Genomic DNA, 19,193 nt, shown 5'->3' on the forward strand with positions numbered 1-19,193 from the left:
AATAATTTCAAATCCCAAATTTCAAATCATTAAATTTAGTTAAGGTCTTCGAATTCTTTCTTAGAACCTACGATAACATTCTGATATTCTTTAAGACCTGTACCTGCAGGAATTCTGTGTCCTACAATTACATTTTCTTTAAGACCGTTCAGATCATCGATCTTACCTGCTACAGCCGCTTCGTTTAGAACTTTAGTAGTTTCCTGGAACGACGCTGCAGACATGAACGATTTAGTTTGAAGAGCTGCTCTTGTAATACCTTGTAATACTGGTGTTGCAGTAGCCGGTAAAGCTTCTCTTACATCAACTAAAGCTTGATCTTCACGCTTCAATTTAGAGTTTTCATCTCTTAATTCTCTTGCAGTAATCATCTGACCTGGCATGAATTCTTTAGAATCACCAGCATCTACTACTACTTTAAGACCGAATACTCTGTTGTTTTCTTCTAAGAAGTCATATTTGTGCTCAAGAGCTCCTTCTAGGAATTGAGTATCACCTCCATCCACGATAGATACTTTTGTCATCATCTGTCTTACGATGATTTCGAAGTGCTTGTCGTCGATTTTTACCCCTTGTAGACGGTAAACCTCCTGGATTTCGTTTACTAAGTATTCCTGAACAGCTGTTGGACCTTTAATTCTTAAGATATCGTCTGGAGTGATTGAACCGTCAGAAAGTGGCGAACCAGCTCTCACGAAGTCATTCTCCTGTACTAAGATCTGGTTTGATAATTTAACTAAGTAAATTTTTCTTTCTCCAGTTTTAGCTTCAACGATAAGTTCACGGTTACCTCTCTTAATTTTTCCGTAAGAAACTACCCCGTCGATTTCAGTAACAACCGCTGGGTTTGAAGGGTTTCTTGCTTCGAATAATTCGGTAACTCTCGGAAGACCTCCGGTGATATCCCCTGCTTTTGCAGATTTTCTTGGGATCTTGATTAAGACTTTACCAGCCTTAATTTTTTCACCATCGTTTACCATTAAGTGGGCTCCTACCGGTAAGTTGTATGCTTTTTGCTCAACACCTTTAGAGTCTACCACCTTCAAGGTAGGTACGGCTTTCTTATTTCTAGATTCAGAGATTACTTTCTCTTCGAATCCTGTCTGTTCATCAATTTCAAGCTGGAATGAAATACCCTGGATAATATCCTCGTATTCTACCTTACCTGAAGTTTCAGCAATGATAACCGCGTTATACGGATCCCATCTACAGATTGTATCTCCTTTCTTCACTTTATCACCTGGTTTTACAGATAATATCGATCCATAAGGAACGTTAGCTACCATTAATGGAGTTCTAGACTCATTATCAGCAACTAATCTAAATTCTGTTGAACGAGAAACCACAACCTCAGCTGTATTACCGTTTTCATCTTCAGAAGTAATTGTTCTTACTTCGTCCATTTCAACGATACCATCTCTTCTTGCAACGATAGATGGGTTTTCTGATACGTTTCCTGCAGTACCCCCTTGGTGGAAAGTTCTCAACGTAAGCTGAGTACCTGGTTCCCCAATTGATTGTGCTGCAATTACACCTACCGCTTCACCCATGTGGATCATCTTACCTGTTGCTAAGTTTCTACCGTAACATTTCGCACAGATACCTTTCTTAGCTTCACAAGTTAACGGAGAACGTACTTCAACTGCTTCTAATCCTGCTTCTTCAATTCTCTTAGCTAATTGCTCAGTGATTACCTGATCTGCTTCAGTGATTAATTCGTCACTTTCCGGATCATAGATATTGTGAAGAGATACTCTACCTAAGATTCTTTCAGAGATTTTTTCAACGATCTCGTCATTTTTCTTAAGTGCAGTAACTTCTGTTCCTCTCAGTGTTCCACAATCGTCTTCTGTAACGATAACGTCCTGTGCAACGTCTACCAATCTTCTGGTTAGGTAACCAGCATCGGCAGTTTTAAGAGCGGTATCCGCAAGACCCTTACGAGCACCGTGGGTAGAGATAAAGTACTCTAAGATGGAAAGACCTTCCTTAAAGTTTGCAAGGATCGGGTTTTCGATGATCTCCGCACCGGTAGAACCAGCTTTTTGCGGTTTTGCCATCAAACCTCTCATCCCTGATAACTGACGGATCTGTTCCTTAGAACCCCTCGCCCCAGAGTCAAGCATCATGTATACAGAGTTGAAACCACCTTGGTCAGTTTTCATTCTGCTCATGATCATTTCAGTTAATCCAGCGTTGGTGTTAGTCCAAACGTCGATTACCTGGTTATAACGTTCTGTATCGGTAATTAGACCCATGTTATAGTTAGCTCTAATTTCGTCTACAGTTTCAATTGAAGTAGCAATCATCTGCTTTTTCTCCACAGGTACTACGATATCTCCAAGAGAGAACGATAGACCTCCTTTGAATGCGTTTGAATACCCTAGATCTTTCATTGCATCCAAGAACTTCACAGTTGTAGGGAAATCTGTATCAGCAAGGATCTTACCGATAACGTTTCTCAATGATTTCTTAGTAAGAAGTTCATTGATATATCCTACTTGCTTAGGTACGATTTGGTTGAATAAGATTCTACCTACAGAAGTTTCGATTAATCTTGTTACGATTACTCCATCTTCTTTAACTGGTAGTCTACATCTTACCTTAGCATTTAATGAAACTCTACCTTCTGCGTAAGCGATTTCCGCTTCTTCAGGAGAATAGAATGCAAGACCTTCTCCTTTTACTTTCATATCTTCTGTAGAACTCAATTCTTTAGTCATGAAATAAAGACCAAGAACCATGTCCTGAGATGGTACTGTAATTGGAGAACCGTTTGCAGGGTTCAAGATGTTTTGAGAACCTAACATCAATAACTGAGCTTCAAGAATCGCTTCTGGTCCTAACGGTAAGTGTACCGCCATCTGGTCACCATCGAAATCGGCGTTGAATGCTGTTGTTACTAATGGGTGTAGTTGGATAGCTTTACCTTCAATCATCTTAGGTTGGAAAGCCTGAATACCAAGTCTGTGAAGAGTAGGTGCCCTGTTCAATAGTACCGGGTGACCTTTCATCACGTTTTCAAGGATATCATAAACTACTGGTTCTTTTCTATCGATAATTCTCTTCGCAGATTTTACTGTTTTTACAATTCCTCTCTCGATTAGTTTTCTAATGATGAACGGTTTGTAAAGTTCAGCTGCCATATCTTTAGGGATACCACATTCGTGAAGCTGTAAGTTTGGACCTACAACAATTACCGAACGCGCAGAGTAGTCAACCCTTTTCCCTAGTAAGTTCTGACGGAAACGACCTTGCTTACCTTTCAATGAATCAGAAAGTGATTTCAATGGTCTGTTTGATTCAGATTTTACTGCAGAAGATTTTCTTGTGTTATCGAATAATGAATCTACTGATTCCTGAAGCATACGCTTCTCGTTTCTCAAGATTACTTCAGGAGCTTTGATCTCCAATAATCTCTTCAAACGGTTATTTCTGATAATTACTCTTCTATAAAGGTCGTTCAAGTCAGAAGTAGCGAAACGTCCTCCATCCAATGGAACTAATGGTCTTAGTTCTGGTGGGATAACAGGAAGAACACGCATAATCATCCACTCTGGTCTGTTGATCATTCTTGTATTAGCACCTCTTAATGCTTCTACAACGTTCAATCTCTTAAGAGCTTCAGTTCTTCTTTGCTTAGATCCTTCATTGTGAGCTTTGTGTCTCAAGTCGAAAGACAATGCATCAAGATCGATTCTTTTTAATAAATCTTCTACAGCTTCAGCACCCATTCTGGCGATGAATTTGTTTGGATCAGAATCATCAAGATATTGGTTTTCTACAGGAAGAGTTTCCATGATATCAAGGTATTCTTCTTCTGTAAGGAACTCCATATTATCAAAATCAGAACCGTCTAATTTCTTAGCAATACCTTGTTGGATCACTACGTATCTTTCGTAGTAGATGATCATATCTAATTTCTTAGAAGGAATTCCAAGAAGGTATCCGATTTTGTTTGGTAATGAACGGAAATACCAAATGTGTGCAATTGGAACTACAAGGTTGATGTGCCCGATTCTCTCTCTTCTTACTTTTTTCTCAGTAACTTCTACTCCACAACGGTCACAAACGATCCCTTTGTAACGAATTCTCTTGTATTTACCACAAGCACATTCGTAATCCTTTACAGGACCAAAGATTTTCTCACAGAATAGCCCGTCTCTTTCAGGCTTGTGAGTTCTGTAGTTAATAGTTTCCGGCTTTAAAACCTCCCCTCTTGAATCTTGTAAAATAGACTCCGGTGAAGCTAAACCGATGGTTATTTTATTAAATCTACTTGATTTATTTTTATTTGACATAATTTTTTTTAGATTTTAGATTTCAGATTTCAGATTTCAGACGAAATCATCATTCCAAATTCAAGGATTATAAAATTCTTAGAGTGTCATAGTCTGACATCTTGTGTCTGACATCTGATATCTTACTCCTCTAATCTTACGTCTAATCCAAGTCCTTGTAACTCGTGAAGTAATACGTTGAATGATTCTGGAATACCTGGTTCAGGCATCGATTCACCTTTCGCAATTGCTTCATAAGTTTTTGCTCTACCAATCACGTCATCCGACTTCACAGTCAAGATCTCTCTAAGGATGTTAGATGCACCGAATGCCTCAAGTGCCCAAACCTCCATCTCTCCGAATCTCTGACCACCGAACTGAGCTTTACCTCCTAACGGCTGCTGAGTAATCAATGAGTAAGGACCAATAGAACGTGCGTGCATCTTATCATCAACCATGTGTCCTAGTTTCAGCATGTAGATAACACCCACTGTAGCTGCCTGTGTAAATCTTTCTCCGGTACCACCATCATAAAGGTGAGTGTGACCGAATTTAGGAAGACCTGCTTTCTCAGTATACTCAGTAATCTGATCAAGAGTTGCTCCATCAAAGATTGGCGTAGCGAACTTCATTCCTAATTTCTGACCAGCCCATCCAAGAACTGTTTCATAGATCTGTCCGATGTTCATACGAGAAGGTACCCCTAGTGGATTCAATACGATATCTACTGGTGTTCCGTCTTCTAGGAATGGCATATCTTCTTCACGAACGATTCTTGATACGATACCTTTGTTACCGTGACGTCCTGCCATCTTATCTCCTACATTCAGTTTACGTTTCTTAGCGATGTAAACTTTAGCCAACTTCATGATACCTGCTGGAAGCTCATCTCCGATTGAAATTGCGAATTTCTCACGGTTTTTAACCCCTTGGATATCGTTATATTTGATTTTGTAATTGTGAATCAATTGTTTGATCAATTCATTCTTGTCAGCGTCAACTGTCCAGTCTGCACCACTAACGTTTACATAATCTTCAACTGATGTTAATAACTTGTGAGTGAACTTCACACCTTTACCAATAATTTCTTCATCAAGGTCATTTTGTACCCCTTGAGAAGTTTTACCGCTTACCAGTGTATTTAATTTTTCAATTAAAGTGTTTCTCAACTCATCAAACTTAGCCTTGTAAGTGTTTTCAATCTCTTCAAGCTTAAGTTTTTCTTCAGTTCTTTTCTTTTTGTCTTTAATGTTTCTAGAGAACAATTTCTTGTTGATAACAACTCCTCTTAATGAAGAGTCAGCTTTCAATGATGCATCTTTTACATCACCAGCTTTATCACCGAAGATTGCTCTAAGAAGTTTTTCTTCAGGAGTCGGGTCAGATTCACCTTTTGGAGTAATTTTACCAATCATGATATCTCCAGGCTTCACTTCAGCACCGATTCTGATCATACCGTTCTCGTCAAGATCTTTAGTAGCTTCTTCAGATACGTTTGGAATATCAGCAGTAAGTTCTTCCATACCTAATTTAGTATCACGAACTTCTAATGAATATTCATCTACGTGGATTGAAGTAAACCAGTCTTCACGTACAACTTTTTCGTTGATTACGATCGCATCCTCGAAGTTGTATCCTTTCCAAGGCATGAACGCTACCACTAAGTTTCTACCAAGAGCCAATTCTCCTTTTTCAGTAGCATAACCGTCGCAAAGTACTTGTCCTTTCTCCACTACATCACCTACTCTTACGTTTGGTCTTAGGGTAATAGTTGTACTCTGGTTAGTTTTTCTGAACTTAGTAAGTTTATATGTTTTAGTAGCAGACTCAAATTGTACTAAATCTTCGTCTTCGCTTCTTTCATATTTAATAACGATTCTGTCAGCATCTACGTACTCTACAGTACCTGTACCTTCAGCGTTAATTAAGATTCTAGAGTCTCTTGCAACTTGTTGCTCAAGCCCTGTACCAACAACTGGAGCCTGTGGCTTCAATAGAGGAACGGCCTGACGCATCATGTTAGATCCCATCAATGCACGGTTCGCATCATCATGCTCCAGGAATGGAATTAATGAAGCGGAAATACCAGAGATCTGGTTTGGTGCAACGTCGATAAGGTTAACCTGAGCTGGCTCAACTACCGGGTAGTCACCATCTAGTCTTGCAATAATTCTGTCTGTTAAGAAATCACCATTATCACTCAATTCAACGTTTGCCTGAGCAATTACTTTATCTTCTTCGTCTTCTGCATTTAGATAAATAGGATCAGCGTTAAGATTAATCTTACCATCTTCTACTTTTCTATATGGAGTTTCGATGAAACCAAGGTTGTTGATTTTAGCATAAATACCTAAAGATGAAATCAATCCAATGTTTGGTCCTTCCGGAGTTTCAATCGGACAAATTCTTCCGTAGTGCGTATGGTGAACGTCACGAACCTCGAAACCTGCTCTTTCTCTTGATAAACCACCAGGTCCTAGTGCAGATAATCTTCTCTTGTGAGTGATCTCTGATAGAGGGTTGGTTTGGTCCATGAACTGAGATAGCTGGTTGGTACCGAAGAATGAGTTAATTACAGATGTTAAAGTCTTAGCGTTAACAAGGTCAAGTGGAGTAAAGATTTCGTTATCTCTAACGTTCATTCTCTCCTTGATTGTTCTTGCAATTCTTGAAAGACCTACTCCGAACTGTCCTGCTAATTGCTCACCAACAGTTTTAATTCTTCTGTTTGATAAGTGGTCGATATCATCAACCTCAGCTTTAGAGTTTACAAGCTCGATTAAGTGTCTTACGATTGCAATGATATCTTCTTTTGTAAGAACTTCAGTGGTAGTTGGGATATTAAGACCTAACTTTTTGTTTAGTCTGTAACGTCCTACTTCACCTAATGAATATCTCTGCTCAGAGAAGAATAATTTTTCAATAATTCCTCTTGCAGTTTCCTCATCTGGTGGATCTGCGTTTCTTAACTGACGATAGATGTACTCTACAGCTTCTTTCTCAGAGTTCGTAGGGTCTTTCTGTAATGTATTCTGGATGATAGAGAATTCATTGCTGTTTTCTTTGTGAATCAAGATAGATTTCACACCAGCATCCAAGATAAGATCTAAGTGTTCTTTTTCAAGGATTGTTTCTCTATCCAGGATGATTTCGTTTCTTTCGATAGAAACTACTTCACCTGTATCTTCGTCTACGAAATCTTCGAACCAAGTGTTCAATACTCTCGCAGCCAATGTTCTCCCTTCTACTTTTTTAAGTGCCGCTTTAGAAACTTTCACTTCTTCAGCAAGGTCGAAGATCTGAAGGATATCCTTATCAGATTCATAACCGATAGCTCTTAATAAAGTTGTTAATGGTAACTTTTTCTTACGGTCGATATACGCGTACATTACGCTGTTGATATCGGTTGTAAATTCCATCCAAGATCCTTTGAAAGGGATAATTCTTGAATAGTAAAGTTTGGTTCCGTTAGCGTGGTAAGTTTGTCCGAAGAATACACCCGGAGATCTGTGTAACTGAGTTACGATTACACGCTCTGCTCCATTGATAATGAATGAACCAGAAGGAGTCATGTAAGGAACCGGACCTAAATATACATCCTGAACCACTGTTTGGAAATCTTCGTGTTCCGGGTCAGTACAGTACAATTTAAGTCTTGCTTTTAGAGGAACTGAATAAGTAAGTCCTCTTTCCACACACTCATCGATTGAATAACGTGGAGAATCTACCAGATAGTCTAAGAATTCTAATACGAATTGGTTTCTTGAATCCGTAATTGGGAAATTCTCTTGGAAAGTCTTGTAAAGAGCTTCTGTCTTTCTGGCTTCAGGAAGTGTATCAAGCTGGAAAAATTCTCTGAAAGACTCAATTTGGATGTCCAAAAAGTCTGGAGTGATAATTTTTCCTTTCGCTGATGAGAAATTAATTCTCGGATTTCCTTGAGTTGTTGATTTTGTTTTACTCATAAAACTTTTAAGAAAGGGTTAAAAAATATTTTGATTCATTTAAAAATATCAGGAATAGAAGAAAGAAAAGGGAGAAAAGAGAGAAGACTTCAAATATTTGGCGCTATTAGAAATAGTCTTTATTCTTTTTTCTTTATTCTTAGAATTTTACTCCTAACTGCAACACTGGTATATCTTTTCACAGCGTAATGCAAAATATTTTTCTTACTTTTGAGACGGTATTACCGTAATATCTATAAACAAGAAACCCCTTTCATGCTATTACACAATGAAAGAGTTGATTTTCAGTATTTTATAAATTTACAAACAATTTTTCGCGCCAAAAGAGTGGCAAAGATACAAAAAGTTATCCACAATCACAAATAAATCATCCTCATTTTGAGGGTTTTAAAAAATAAAAGGGCTGTTCATTTCTGAGCAGCCCTTATTAATACCGGGATTTGTTATGTTTTATTGAACAATAACTTTATAAGATTTCACTGCTGATTTCGTTTCGATCTTAATGATATAAATTCCCGCAGGTAATGAAGAGGTTTCAATACCTGTACGTGACGTGAATTTATTAGTCTTCACAACCTTTCCTTCTGCTGAGAATAAAGTATAAACGCCTTCTTCTGCTGATGAAACCATAAGATTCTCACCTGCTTTTACAGGGTTTGGATATACTTTAACATCGTTAGCAGCTCCGGCAATTTCCGTAGCTCCGATAATTCTTGCAGAAGCTGCACTAGTTTTCAGGAAGGTTGCGTATGGAGAAAGTGGAGAGTTTGGAGCTCCTCTTTTCACAAGATCAGTGTCTACCAGTGCCTGAATACCGTCCTTATCTTGATCATCAATCGTAGAAATAAATCCACCACCTAATGTATCCAGATTACCTTTTCCGATCAGATACAGATCAAGGTCTACACCATTAGACATCACATCCAGGAAGTCAGGTTTATCATCTCCATTTGTATTTTTGATGCTATATTTCAATACTCCTGAATCAGGAAAAGTTTCAAGGATATCTGCGATACCATTTTTACCAACCGGAATATTATTGTCAATAATACCGTTACGATCTGTATCAATCTGATTAATAACTGAAGTTGGAATTCCTGATTCGAAAAGATCAAGAATACCATCATTATCGGAATCCAGATCAAGGTAATTAGGAACAGAGTCTCCAAGCACTGAAGTAATTATAATATTTCCTTCAGCATCATCATCCTGGAACTTACCATTATGATCAAAGTCTTCAATACTGTCAGGAATGCCGTCATTGTCGGAATCCAGATCACATGCGTCTACAATACCGTCTCCATCTGTATCTAATACAGGAGATTTGTCATTAACTACGGTACATCCTTCTGCACAATCTGGAATACCATTACCATTATTATCTATACTGTCGTCTCCTCCCGGACAACGATCGAAGCAATTCGGAACGCCGTCATTATCATCATCTTTACTTGCAAAAGCATTGTAGATATAATAGTTTTGAGGAATACGAACCGCCGTTCCACTATTGAATGTAATTTTCATACGGTTGAAAGGTCGTGTAGCTTTACCACCTACATAAAACTTATTGGAATTCGTTGTAAAGAAGTTTCCGCTAATTAAACTTCCCGAGCTTGTAAAGGTATCTGTTGCTGTATTTCCATTATATAATGTGACTGTAATATTTTCCAGAACACTTACCCCAAGAAGGTTTCCTGCTTTTTCCACTGTAAATCCTGCCATGGTGTTTGCTGGTAACATTGAATTACTGCTTACTGTTGCAAACGCTGAGAAAATACTAAAGATAGATGCTGCAGGTACTGTTGCCGTTGCATAATTAGAAGTGTTATTATCAACAATTGCCCCTGGATTTACCATTTTAGCTAAAATAAGACCGAAGATTCCAGGTCCTGACGTCCAACTTCCTCCAGTCACTAAATTTCCGGGCACTGCTGAACCGCTGGTCTGGATTTTATCATCACATTCACAAGAAACAGGTTCTTCAAAAGCATAGAAAACTTTCATTGCTCCAAAATTAAATCCTATGGTCTGGGTAATTTTTAGCCTTACTTCATTAAACGGCTTAGTAGTGGTAAGCGTTAACTTTTGTTTTCCTGAGCCGTAACCAAGAACTTTAATATTGATCAAGCCGCCGCCGTCCGACAATTGTCTTGATTCCTGACGTTCACCAAATAAGTAAGTCTCAATAGTGATATTTTTTAAAAACTCAGCACTTAATAATTTTCCCTGATCATCAGGTTCTATTACAAATCCTGTTCTATTTCCCGCAGGGTATACCTGGTTTTTATCTAAAACTCCAACTGAGTATGATCCTAAGACCCCAATCGGAAGAATTATTTTTCCAAAAGTATTTTTATTTCCATCTCCTATATTTTCTTTGTTTTCAACGAAAGAAAGTGGTGCAAGAAAACTACTGTCACCAGAAATATTACCATCTACTCCACTTCCTGCAATGATATCATCACAAATACCGTTGTTCTCTGTAGGTACTTTAGTGGGGTCAAACGCAAATGCATAATACACATTCATTGAGCTGAATACAGAAAGAACATTGGTTTGATACAATCTTACTTCATCAAATTCTTTTGTAGTTTTGAAGTGTAGAAAGATTCTGTTTTTAGTTCCTCCAAATGCAGGTACTGACGCTAACGTAGTATTACTTGTAGTCTCCTGAAGAACTCCATTTTTATAGGTACTAATTCTTAATGAATTTAAAAGAGCTACTGTGATAAAACTTGTCCCTAAATCCACATTAAACCCAGTAATATAACCCGCGGGATATGATGTGTTTTTATTTTTAACAGATATTCCGTTTCCACTGACAAGGGAAGCAAAATTCCCCATGCTCACCTTATTATCCAGATCAGCATCTATCACCGGATTCATACTTCCATTGTAACATGCTAAGCAGATTCCTGAATTATTTACAGGTTTTGCTTCTACTCCCATCCCTCGGATAGGCTCATAGCCTTGCTGTGCAAATACTACTGCTGACAATGCTAAGGTCATAAGCATTGCCGCTAATTTCTCGAATAATTTTCTGGTCATTTCTTTTTATTTATTTGGTTGTGTTTTTTTCAATTAGTAGAAAGGCTTCCATAAAGTTCCGTTACAGCCTTCATGTACACGAGCCGTAGCATTATAACGAATCGCTCCTTCCTCTGCAGAAGTACATGAAGAAGATGGACTGGTAATTCCTTTGATTTGGATAGCTGCACCTGTAGCAGTATCTGCCGTAGGAATCATATTGACTCCAAGAATAGCATTAGCACCATTACCTTTATTAAAAAAAACATGTGCTTTATTAGCATAGACTGTCTGCCCGGCTAATGCTGTTGCATTGAATCCCATTGTGATAGCTTCTACACCTGACGCGTTTCCTCCGGAACCAATCGCAATATTATTAGTAGAAACTATATTCCCTGTTCCGATAGCAATTCCGCCACTGTTTGTATTACTGTTTCCAACCGTAAGACCTGTGATACCTGTTACTGTATTTGAGTTTCCAAGCACAAGATTATTTGCTCCTGACGCTGTATTGGAATTACCAATTACTTTCGCTCCATTATTTGCTTTGTTCAGCAACCCAATAGCTACTGCCGGAAAATTTCCTTGTGCTGAAACAGTATTATCCTTTCCTAATGCTATATTGGATGAAGTACTGTTTGTCAAAATATTATTAGAGCCCCATGTAAATGAAGCAAAAGGTCCTGATGCGCTATTAGCATTTCCTCCTTGTAATGTTCCGTTGACATCTAATACTCCTTTTACATTTTTTTGAGTAGCAAGAATTAAATTTTGTCCATCACTCGTTCCCAGATAATTCCCTGTAGAAATATCGGAACCCAAAACAGCAGTGGCCGCTGTTGTTCCAGCATTTCCCACCGTACGCCAATTCTCATTTAAATTCCCCCATTTTACACCATTGAAAAAGTAGTATCCCGGGGTCACTACATCTATAGTCTGTCCGCTGGGTGAGGTTTCAGCTACAGTAACATATACAATTGCTCCAGTCTGAGCAGTTGTATAATTTTTAGCTTTTAATTGTACTCCTGTAAGCCTAGGTGCAATAACACCATCCAGCTTATTTATGTCTAATGGAGAGCCCACCACATCAAGGGTAGCTTTAGGATCACTTGTACCAATCCCAACTTGGGCAGATATTGAAAGTGAAAAAGACAAAAGTGCTAATGTGAATAATTTGTTTTTCATTGTTAGTTGATATTTGTTGTTTTTTTTGTGTGTTTTTATTTGAATATAATTCTCTTCCTTTTTCATTCATTTCATAAATGAAAAGTGATAGTCCAAGTTAGGAATCGTGAAAAAAATTGAATATTAATTTGTACAGCAGTTATCTGCCTGTCCATGATCTCACTCCCTTAAGCCATGGATTAATCTTACAACTATTCTTTTAGGATACTTATAAACCGATCCTATCATTTGTTTCCATTGACAAAAATGAATTATTCTCTGATGACAGACTTCATCATTTATAATGGCTGAAATGTAAATATCCTGCTTAGGTTTTAGTGAAAAAATATAAGTGAAATATAAATGTACATCCGTAAGAGCTATCAATGCACAGTATTGCAGTCCTTGTCTGCTTATTCTAGCAGGCACTAATTTAGTGCTTAACTTCCCTATAGCCAGCAATAATAGTAGTAATGCGAGGAGACTATAGGAAAAAAAATAAATTTTTTCCATTTGTGTTGTGTTTTTTCCTATCGCAAATATAGCATTTTTTCAAACAAAACAATATTTTAATAATAAAAATTCACCAATTCAAACAAAAACACAATATTAAATGTAAAATAAACAATAAATAAACGATTAATTAATAATAATAAATATATTATTACACTATAAGGTGCAATAATATATTAATACATTTAAGAAATAAATTATCATTAAAAAATTACAAACAAAAAAGCCTGAGCAAATTGCTCAGGCTTCTTATATTTATAATAAAATTGAAATTATTTCAATTCTACTTCAGCACCAGCTTCTTCTAATTGCTTCTTAAGAGCTTCAGCTTCGTCTTTAGAAACACCTTCTTTAATTGCAGAAGGAGCTCCGTCTACGATATCTTTAGCTTCTTTAAGACCAGCACCAGTTAAATCTTTTACTAATTTAACGATAGCTAATTTAGAAGCACCTGCAGACTTAAGAATTACGTCGAATTCAGTCTTTTCTTCAGCAGCTTCACCTGCACCACCTGCAGCAACAACTACAGCAGCAGCAGCTGGCTCAATTCCGTACTCATCCTTAAGGATAGTAGCTAATTCGTTTACGTCTTTTACAGTTAGGTTTACTAGCGTTTCAGCTAAATTTTTTAAATCTGACATTGTTCTAATGTTTTTGTTGATTATTTATTTAATTTCTTGAGTGTAATTATTCAGCACTTGTTTCTTCAGTGCTTTCTGCAGCAGCTTCTGGAGCTTCAGCAGCAGGAGTTTCTTCTACTACAGGAGCAGCTTCTTCAGCTTTAGCTTCTACAGTTTCAGGTTTGTTTTGAAGAGCAGAAACAACTCTTTGGATTGGAGACTGAAGTAATCCGATGATTTCACCGATCATTTCTTCTCTAGACTTGATGTTAGCCAACATGTCTAGGTTGTTGTCACCTAAGTAGAAAGTTTCCTGAACAAAAGCAGACTTTAAAGCTGGCTTTTCTTCTTTCTTTCTGAATCCTTGGATTAACTTAGCAGGAGCGTTTGCTGTATCAGCAATCATCAACGCTGAGTTTCCTTTGAAAGTAGGGAACATTTCAGAGTAATCTACTCCTTCGATTTGTTCCATTGCTTTCTGTAAAAGTGTATTTTTTACAACTTTTACTTTGATGTTTTGCTTGAAAGCTTGTCTTCTGAAGTCAGAAGATTTACCAGCGTTCAAACCGTCTAAATCTGCTACGTATACTACTTTTGCATCCTGAAGCAAATCTTTGATCTCTTGTATTGCTACAACTTTTTGGTCTTTTGTCATTGTCTTAAGGATTATTATTAGTTAACAGATTTAGTATCAATTGCAATACCAGGGCTCATTGTAGAAGACAAATAGATAGACTTCACATAAGTTCCTTTAGCAGCAGTTGGCTTCATTTTGATCAATGTAGAGATCAATTCCTGAGCATTTTCTTTGATCTTATCAGCGTCGAAAGATACTTTTCCAATACCTGCATGAATGATACCATACTTGTCTACTTTGAAATCAATTTTACCTGCTTTCACTTCAGTTACTGCTTTACCAATTTCCATTGTTACAGTTCCTGATTTAGGGTTTGGCATTAAACCTCTTGGACCTAATACTCTACCTAATGGACCTAATTTACCCATTACAGCTGGCATAGTAACGATAACGTCAACGTCTGTCCAACCTTCTTTAATTTTTTGTAAATATTCGTCAAGACCTACATAATCAGCACCAGCAGCTTTAGCTTCTGCTTCTTTATCTGGAGTTACTAAAGCTAAAACTTTAACATCTTTACCAGTACCATGAGGAAGAGATACAACACCTCTTACCATTTGGTTTGCTTTTCTAGGGTCTACTCCTAATCTTACAGCGATATCTACTGAAGCATCAAACTTTGTAGTGTTCACTTCTTTTACAAGAGCTGAACCTTCTTCAAGGTTATAGATTCTTCCTTTTTCTACTTTGCTTAAAGCTTCCTTTTGCTTTTTAGTCAATTTTGCCATTTCTAAATAGTTTTAAGCGTTAAAAGTTGGTTTAGCTCCTGTTACTCTTAATCCCATAGATCTAGCAGTACCTGCAACCATAGAAACCGCAGAGTCCATTGTGAAACAGTTAAGATCCGCCATTTTATCTTCAGCGATTTTCTTTACCTGTTCCCAAGTTACAGAACCTACTTTGTTTCTGTTTGGTTCACCAGAACCTCCCTTGATTTTAGCTGCATCCATTAATTGGATTGCTGCAGGTGGAGTTTTAATAACGAATTCAAAAGATTTGTCTTCGTATACTGTAATTACTACAGGTAAAACTTGCCCTGGCTTATCTTGGGTTCTTCCGTTAAATTGCTTACAAAACTCCATGATGTTCACACCTGCAGAACCTAATGCTGGACCTACTGGTGGAGAAGGGTTAGCTGCGCCACCTTTCACCTGAAGCTTTACCATTTTAAAGACTTTCTTAGCCATTGTTTGTTTTTTAAATTTGAATAATTAATGAGTTTGGAAGCATTTATTATTCAGCAGGTTATCCTACTCACCTATGATAAGCCTACTTTTTGGACTGCAAAAGTATAAAATATTTTTGAAACTACAAACGGATAACGCTGATTTTTAAAAAGTTTTATATTTTTTTTCTAAAAATCATTTTCAAGCTCAATAGTTTATAAGTTCCATAGTTTAGTCTTCAGAAAGTTAAATTGAAAAACCATGGCATTATTAAATATAAAGAAAAAGAAGAGTCAACACATACCCTTCTTTTTCAATTGATACAAACTTATTACTATGGATGAATTATTTTTTAATGAATTTCATTCCTTCCGGGATATTTTTTATTTTTAAAATATAAGTCCCTTTCATAAGATCTCTTACTTCTATGTCTCCGCGCTTCATAGATCCTGATTTCACGATCTGCCCTAAAATATCATAAATCTTAAAACTCTGATCTTCTACTCCATTTATATGAATAAGATCTACAGCCGGATTAGGATAAAGCACAATAGTTGATCTTTTATCTAAAATATCCTGAGTTCCCATTGTACCTTCCGGAAAAATTAAATTCTGAGCATACACTCCTAAAGTATTATCTGTAACTTTTTTTTCCTGAAAAACAACTACACTTTGTCCATTTACAGGTTTCAAAACTGTAGTATATGCTTTAGATGCCTGAAATGTTGCCACAGGAAGATATTGCTGAGCCCACGCAAAGCCACCATTATCATTCAGTAATACTGCATTGAGAGATACATTAAGTGCTGTTCCTTCTTTTTTCTGAACCATAAAATATGGATTCCCCCCCACGAGTTGAAGATCACTGTAATGATACATTGAAATCGCATTGACCGGGAAAACTTGTTTACCATGATCTGTTAAAAGTCTTGCCCCTGTAACTTTATCAAATTTTTGTACAAATTCTCCATTTTCACCTTGTGAGGAAGAGCTATAATTTGCGATAGACCAAATGTATTTTGTTCCAGGCTGAAAAGCGATCTTCATATCTTTTTCAAAGTAGGTCTGATTGGTATCAAAATCTACTCCTGCAAGTCCCCATGGAAGGCTACCATCTGCATTTACTCTCTGAAGATACCCGTCAAATCTCAAATTTTCTCCGGTACTGTATCCGTAATACACTACATTACCATCTACCGCTCCAGTATATTTTGCATTGTATGCTGTGGTTTTAGGTGCAATCTGTTTTGCGCTGTACCACATTTTCACTCCATCTTTTAAATTAATTTTCTGAGCAAACAGATAACTTGTAGTACCAAAAGATATTTGTTTGTGAAAAATAATTTCACATTCTTCATTAGTTAATTCAAATAGATCCGCTGGAACCGTATTTTTAGTATTATCATCAGAAATGATTTGGGTAGGGCTTGCCCATACAGGCTGTCCGGAAGGATTATACCTTTGTATTTTAGTATATTTCTGACTCGGTGGGAAATAAGCAACTGCTATATCTCCTCCTGACAAAGGCAAAATGGTAGGCAAATAAGCTTCTCCCAAACTAATACCATTAGGCCATGCTGAAGTTCCCTGTGGTGTAATTTTGAAAACATATCCTGGGGTTCCGGCGCCTGTTCCTGTAACTCCTATATAAAGATTATTGGAAGCATCTACTGCTGTTTTTTCAACCACAGTATAGGTTCCCATTGGAATCTGATCACTTACTTTGATCCCTGTAGGACCAAATTGTTTATTTCCATTCTTATCCAACAACTGAACCCAAAGTTCAAAATTCACCGGAGCCGGTACGCTTTTCCAGTAACCGATATAAGTTTTTCCATCACTTGTAGTGGCTGCAAAGGAGGAACCATTGGGAGACGTTACCAAGAGATTCTGATCAAGAGCAGCATTCCATTGTGCTTTTCCCGTAAAGCCTATTGAAAGACCTATCAAAAGAGTAAGTAATTTTTTCATAGTGGTATTGTTTTAAATATGGAGCAAAGGAATGCAATGTCTTCAAATGACATTCAAAATTCCACACACAATTACCACTTACAAGTAAAAACACACCACATCATTACCACCTACCAAAACACAATCAATTAATATTAAAGAACTTACAATTCATTCAAATATTGTGAAAGGTCTTCTTTTGTATTGGTAAGATTCATTTTTTTTCTAAGCCGTGTCCTTGAGTTTTCGATAGTTTTAGGAGTAACATTTAAAAGATTTGAGATCTCTTTTGTGGATAACTTAAGTTTCAGCATTGCTGCCAAACGTTTGTCATAATTGGTAAGTCCAGGATGTTTACGATCTAAATTGTCATAAAAGGACTCATGGATATTCAGAAAATGATATTCAAAATCTCCCCAGGAATCATGTTTTGTATTCAGCTTAATATCATTAATGATTCTTGATACTTCATCAATTTCACTGTCTTTGAGTTTAAATTTCAATACATTCACCTGTTCCAAAAGAGATTTAAAGATTTCTTCGATCTTGGATTGCTCCATAGATTTATATACAAGCATTTTCTCCTTCATCTGATTATCTATTTCCAGCTGCTTTTCTCTATTTTCAATCAATTTTTTTTCCAGCCGAAGCTTTTCTGCTTTGTTTCTGAAATTGATAAGCAGAAGAATACTGATGATGATAATCAACAGAAGGATAATAACCATCACTACATACAGCATATTTTTTTTATCCTGCTCTATTTTATCCAATCTTTTCTGCAATTCGTAATCATGCTGCACTTTTAATCTTTCTACATTCACTGCTTTTTCTTCTACATTCAACAGTTCACGAATAGAATCATACTTTTTAAAAGTTTCAGTGGAAAGTTGATAGTCTTTTTTTAATTGATAAGCTCTATATAATGTTCTCAGATAATTTGTATTATCAAAACTCACAGCATTTGCCACTGTATATTTTCCCACATTTTTGGCGTATAGCAATGCTTTATCTGGATTTTGGGTTTCGATATAGAAATTGGCAAGGTTATAATTGACCTGGTAATTTGATTTATTGTCTTCAATATGATTTTTCCTGAGGATATCCGACGCTTCAATAAGATAATTTTCTGCCTTTATATTATTTCCTTCCAAAAAATTAAGCTTACCGAAGTTCGAAAATACGAATGCCTTTAAAACGGGATCATTATACGTCTCAAAAGAAGCCAACCCCTTTTCAAAATAATATCTTGAAGAATCAAGCTTTGATAATACCAGATAAGCATTCCCTAAGTTATTAAGCGCTTTGATAGTTTCCGTTTTCCGTTTTTGTTTTTGATAAAAGACAAGAAGTTTTTTATAATAGCTAACAGCTCTTTTCGTATCGTTGAGCTGTGAATAAATATAGGCAAAGATTCCGTCTATTTTGGCAGTCTTTTCTTCATTCTTATTCAAAAACAGATAATGAGCTTTACCTGAATAATCCAAGGCAAGATCAAAGTAATTAACATCGCTGTAAATTTTTGCCGCTTCTATATAAAAATCTCCCACATCATTTTCTGAAACACTTTTTCTTGCCTGCTGTATATTGAACTCTGCTTTTTTCCAGTCTTTGAATTTCAATTCATTCGCAATATTTATATATTGCTCATAATCTTTCTTACCCTGACCAAAACAGAATACTAATGAAAATAAAAGCATTAATGTAAAAAATATATGTTTTCCCATTTCAATCAAATTCCATATAAAAGTATAAAATCATTTGAAAAAAAGCAATCAATCTTCACTAACACCCTACGAACTGTTAAAAATTTCAATATACAGCAATAAAATTATCAAATTTTATTTTCAACAGACACATTAATATTTCACATA

Annotated in this window: 10 protein-coding genes; all 10 read right to left on the reverse strand. The window is 36.6% G+C overall.

What is annotated here, in order from left to right; all coding sequences use genetic code 11:
- Positions 1 to 35 precede the first annotated feature (35 nt).
- The 10 genes from rpoC to BW983_RS08695 all read right to left on the reverse strand — a co-directional run bounded on the left by rpoC (position 36) and on the right by BW983_RS08695 (position 19,046).
- Complete coding sequence (gene rpoC, locus BW983_RS08645) at positions 36 to 4,301, reverse strand: DNA-directed RNA polymerase subunit beta' (protein ID WP_076551586.1); 4,266 nt, start codon at positions 4,299 to 4,301, stop codon at positions 36 to 38.
- A gap of 122 nt (positions 4,302 to 4,423) precedes the next feature.
- Complete coding sequence (rpoB, locus tag BW983_RS08650; RefSeq protein WP_065395246.1) at positions 4,424 to 8,245, reverse strand: DNA-directed RNA polymerase subunit beta; 3,822 nt, start codon at positions 8,243 to 8,245, stop codon at positions 4,424 to 4,426.
- A 450-nt stretch (positions 8,246 to 8,695) separates the two neighbouring features.
- Positions 8,696 to 11,293: a T9SS type A sorting domain-containing protein gene (locus BW983_RS08655; RefSeq protein ID WP_076551587.1), complete on the reverse strand. Its 2,598-nt coding sequence runs from the start codon at positions 11,291 to 11,293 to the stop codon at positions 8,696 to 8,698.
- A gap of 33 nt (positions 11,294 to 11,326) precedes the next feature.
- Positions 11,327 to 12,457: a hypothetical protein gene (locus BW983_RS08660; protein ID WP_139329247.1), complete on the reverse strand. Its 1,131-nt coding sequence runs from the start codon at positions 12,455 to 12,457 to the stop codon at positions 11,327 to 11,329.
- A gap of 764 nt (positions 12,458 to 13,221) precedes the next feature.
- Positions 13,222 to 13,590, reverse strand: a complete 369-nt coding sequence (gene rplL, locus BW983_RS08670) for a 50S ribosomal protein L7/L12 (RefSeq protein WP_045501110.1) — start codon at positions 13,588 to 13,590, stop codon at positions 13,222 to 13,224.
- Positions 13,591 to 13,636: 46 nt separating this feature from the next.
- Positions 13,637 to 14,224, reverse strand: coding sequence for a 50S ribosomal protein L10 (gene rplJ / locus BW983_RS08675; protein ID WP_045501111.1), 588 nt, complete (start codon positions 14,222 to 14,224; stop codon positions 13,637 to 13,639).
- Positions 14,225 to 14,241: 17 nt separating this feature from the next.
- Positions 14,242 to 14,934: a 50S ribosomal protein L1 gene (gene rplA, locus BW983_RS08680; protein ID WP_076551590.1), complete on the reverse strand. Its 693-nt coding sequence runs from the start codon at positions 14,932 to 14,934 to the stop codon at positions 14,242 to 14,244.
- Between the two features lie 12 nt (positions 14,935 to 14,946).
- Entirely contained in the window at positions 14,947 to 15,393 is a 447-nt protein-coding gene (gene rplK / locus BW983_RS08685) for a 50S ribosomal protein L11 (RefSeq protein WP_065395252.1), read from the reverse strand.
- Positions 15,394 to 15,717: 324 nt separating this feature from the next.
- Entirely contained in the window at positions 15,718 to 17,343 is a 1,626-nt protein-coding gene (locus BW983_RS08690; RefSeq protein ID WP_076551591.1) for a T9SS type A sorting domain-containing protein, read from the reverse strand.
- 143 nt (positions 17,344 to 17,486) lie between these two features.
- The gene (locus BW983_RS08695) at positions 17,487 to 19,046 is read right to left on the reverse strand and encodes a tetratricopeptide repeat protein (RefSeq protein WP_076551592.1); all 1,560 of its coding nucleotides are present in this window, start codon (positions 19,044 to 19,046) and stop codon (positions 17,487 to 17,489) included.
- Between the last annotated feature and the right edge of the window lie 147 nt (positions 19,047 to 19,193).

This window comes from Chryseobacterium ureilyticum (assembly GCF_900156735.1).
In the GTDB taxonomy this organism is placed as follows: Bacteria; Bacteroidota; Bacteroidia; order Flavobacteriales; family Weeksellaceae; genus Chryseobacterium; species Chryseobacterium ureilyticum.

What these genes read in the sequence shown, in the direction of transcription:
- rplK (WP_065395252.1), bottom strand. Translation starts at nt 15,393, where the DNA reads ATGGCTAAGAAAGTCTTTAAAATGGTAAAGCTTCAGGTGAAAGGTGGC.
- rpoC (WP_076551586.1), bottom strand. Translation starts at nt 4,301, where the DNA reads ATGTCAAATAAAAATAAATCAAGTAGATTTAATAAAATAACCATCGGT.
- BW983_RS08695 (WP_076551592.1), bottom strand. Translation starts at nt 19,046, where the DNA reads ATGGGAAAACATATATTTTTTACATTAATGCTTTTATTTTCATTAGTA.
- rplA (WP_076551590.1), bottom strand. Translation starts at nt 14,934, where the DNA reads ATGGCAAAATTGACTAAAAAGCAAAAGGAAGCTTTAAGCAAAGTAGAA.
- BW983_RS08660 (WP_139329247.1), bottom strand. Translation starts at nt 12,457, where the DNA reads ATGAAAAACAAATTATTCACATTAGCACTTTTGTCTTTTTCACTTTCA.
- rplJ (WP_045501111.1), bottom strand. Translation starts at nt 14,224, where the DNA reads ATGACAAAAGACCAAAAAGTTGTAGCAATACAAGAGATCAAAGATTTG.
- rplL (WP_045501110.1), bottom strand. Translation starts at nt 13,590, where the DNA reads ATGTCAGATTTAAAAAATTTAGCTGAAACGCTAGTAAACCTAACTGTA.
- BW983_RS08690 (WP_076551591.1), bottom strand. Translation starts at nt 17,343, where the DNA reads ATGAAAAAATTACTTACTCTTTTGATAGGTCTTTCAATAGGCTTTACG.
- BW983_RS08655 (WP_076551587.1), bottom strand. Translation starts at nt 11,293, where the DNA reads ATGACCAGAAAATTATTCGAGAAATTAGCGGCAATGCTTATGACCTTA.
- rpoB (WP_065395246.1), bottom strand. Translation starts at nt 8,245, where the DNA reads ATGAGTAAAACAAAATCAACAACTCAAGGAAATCCGAGAATTAATTTC.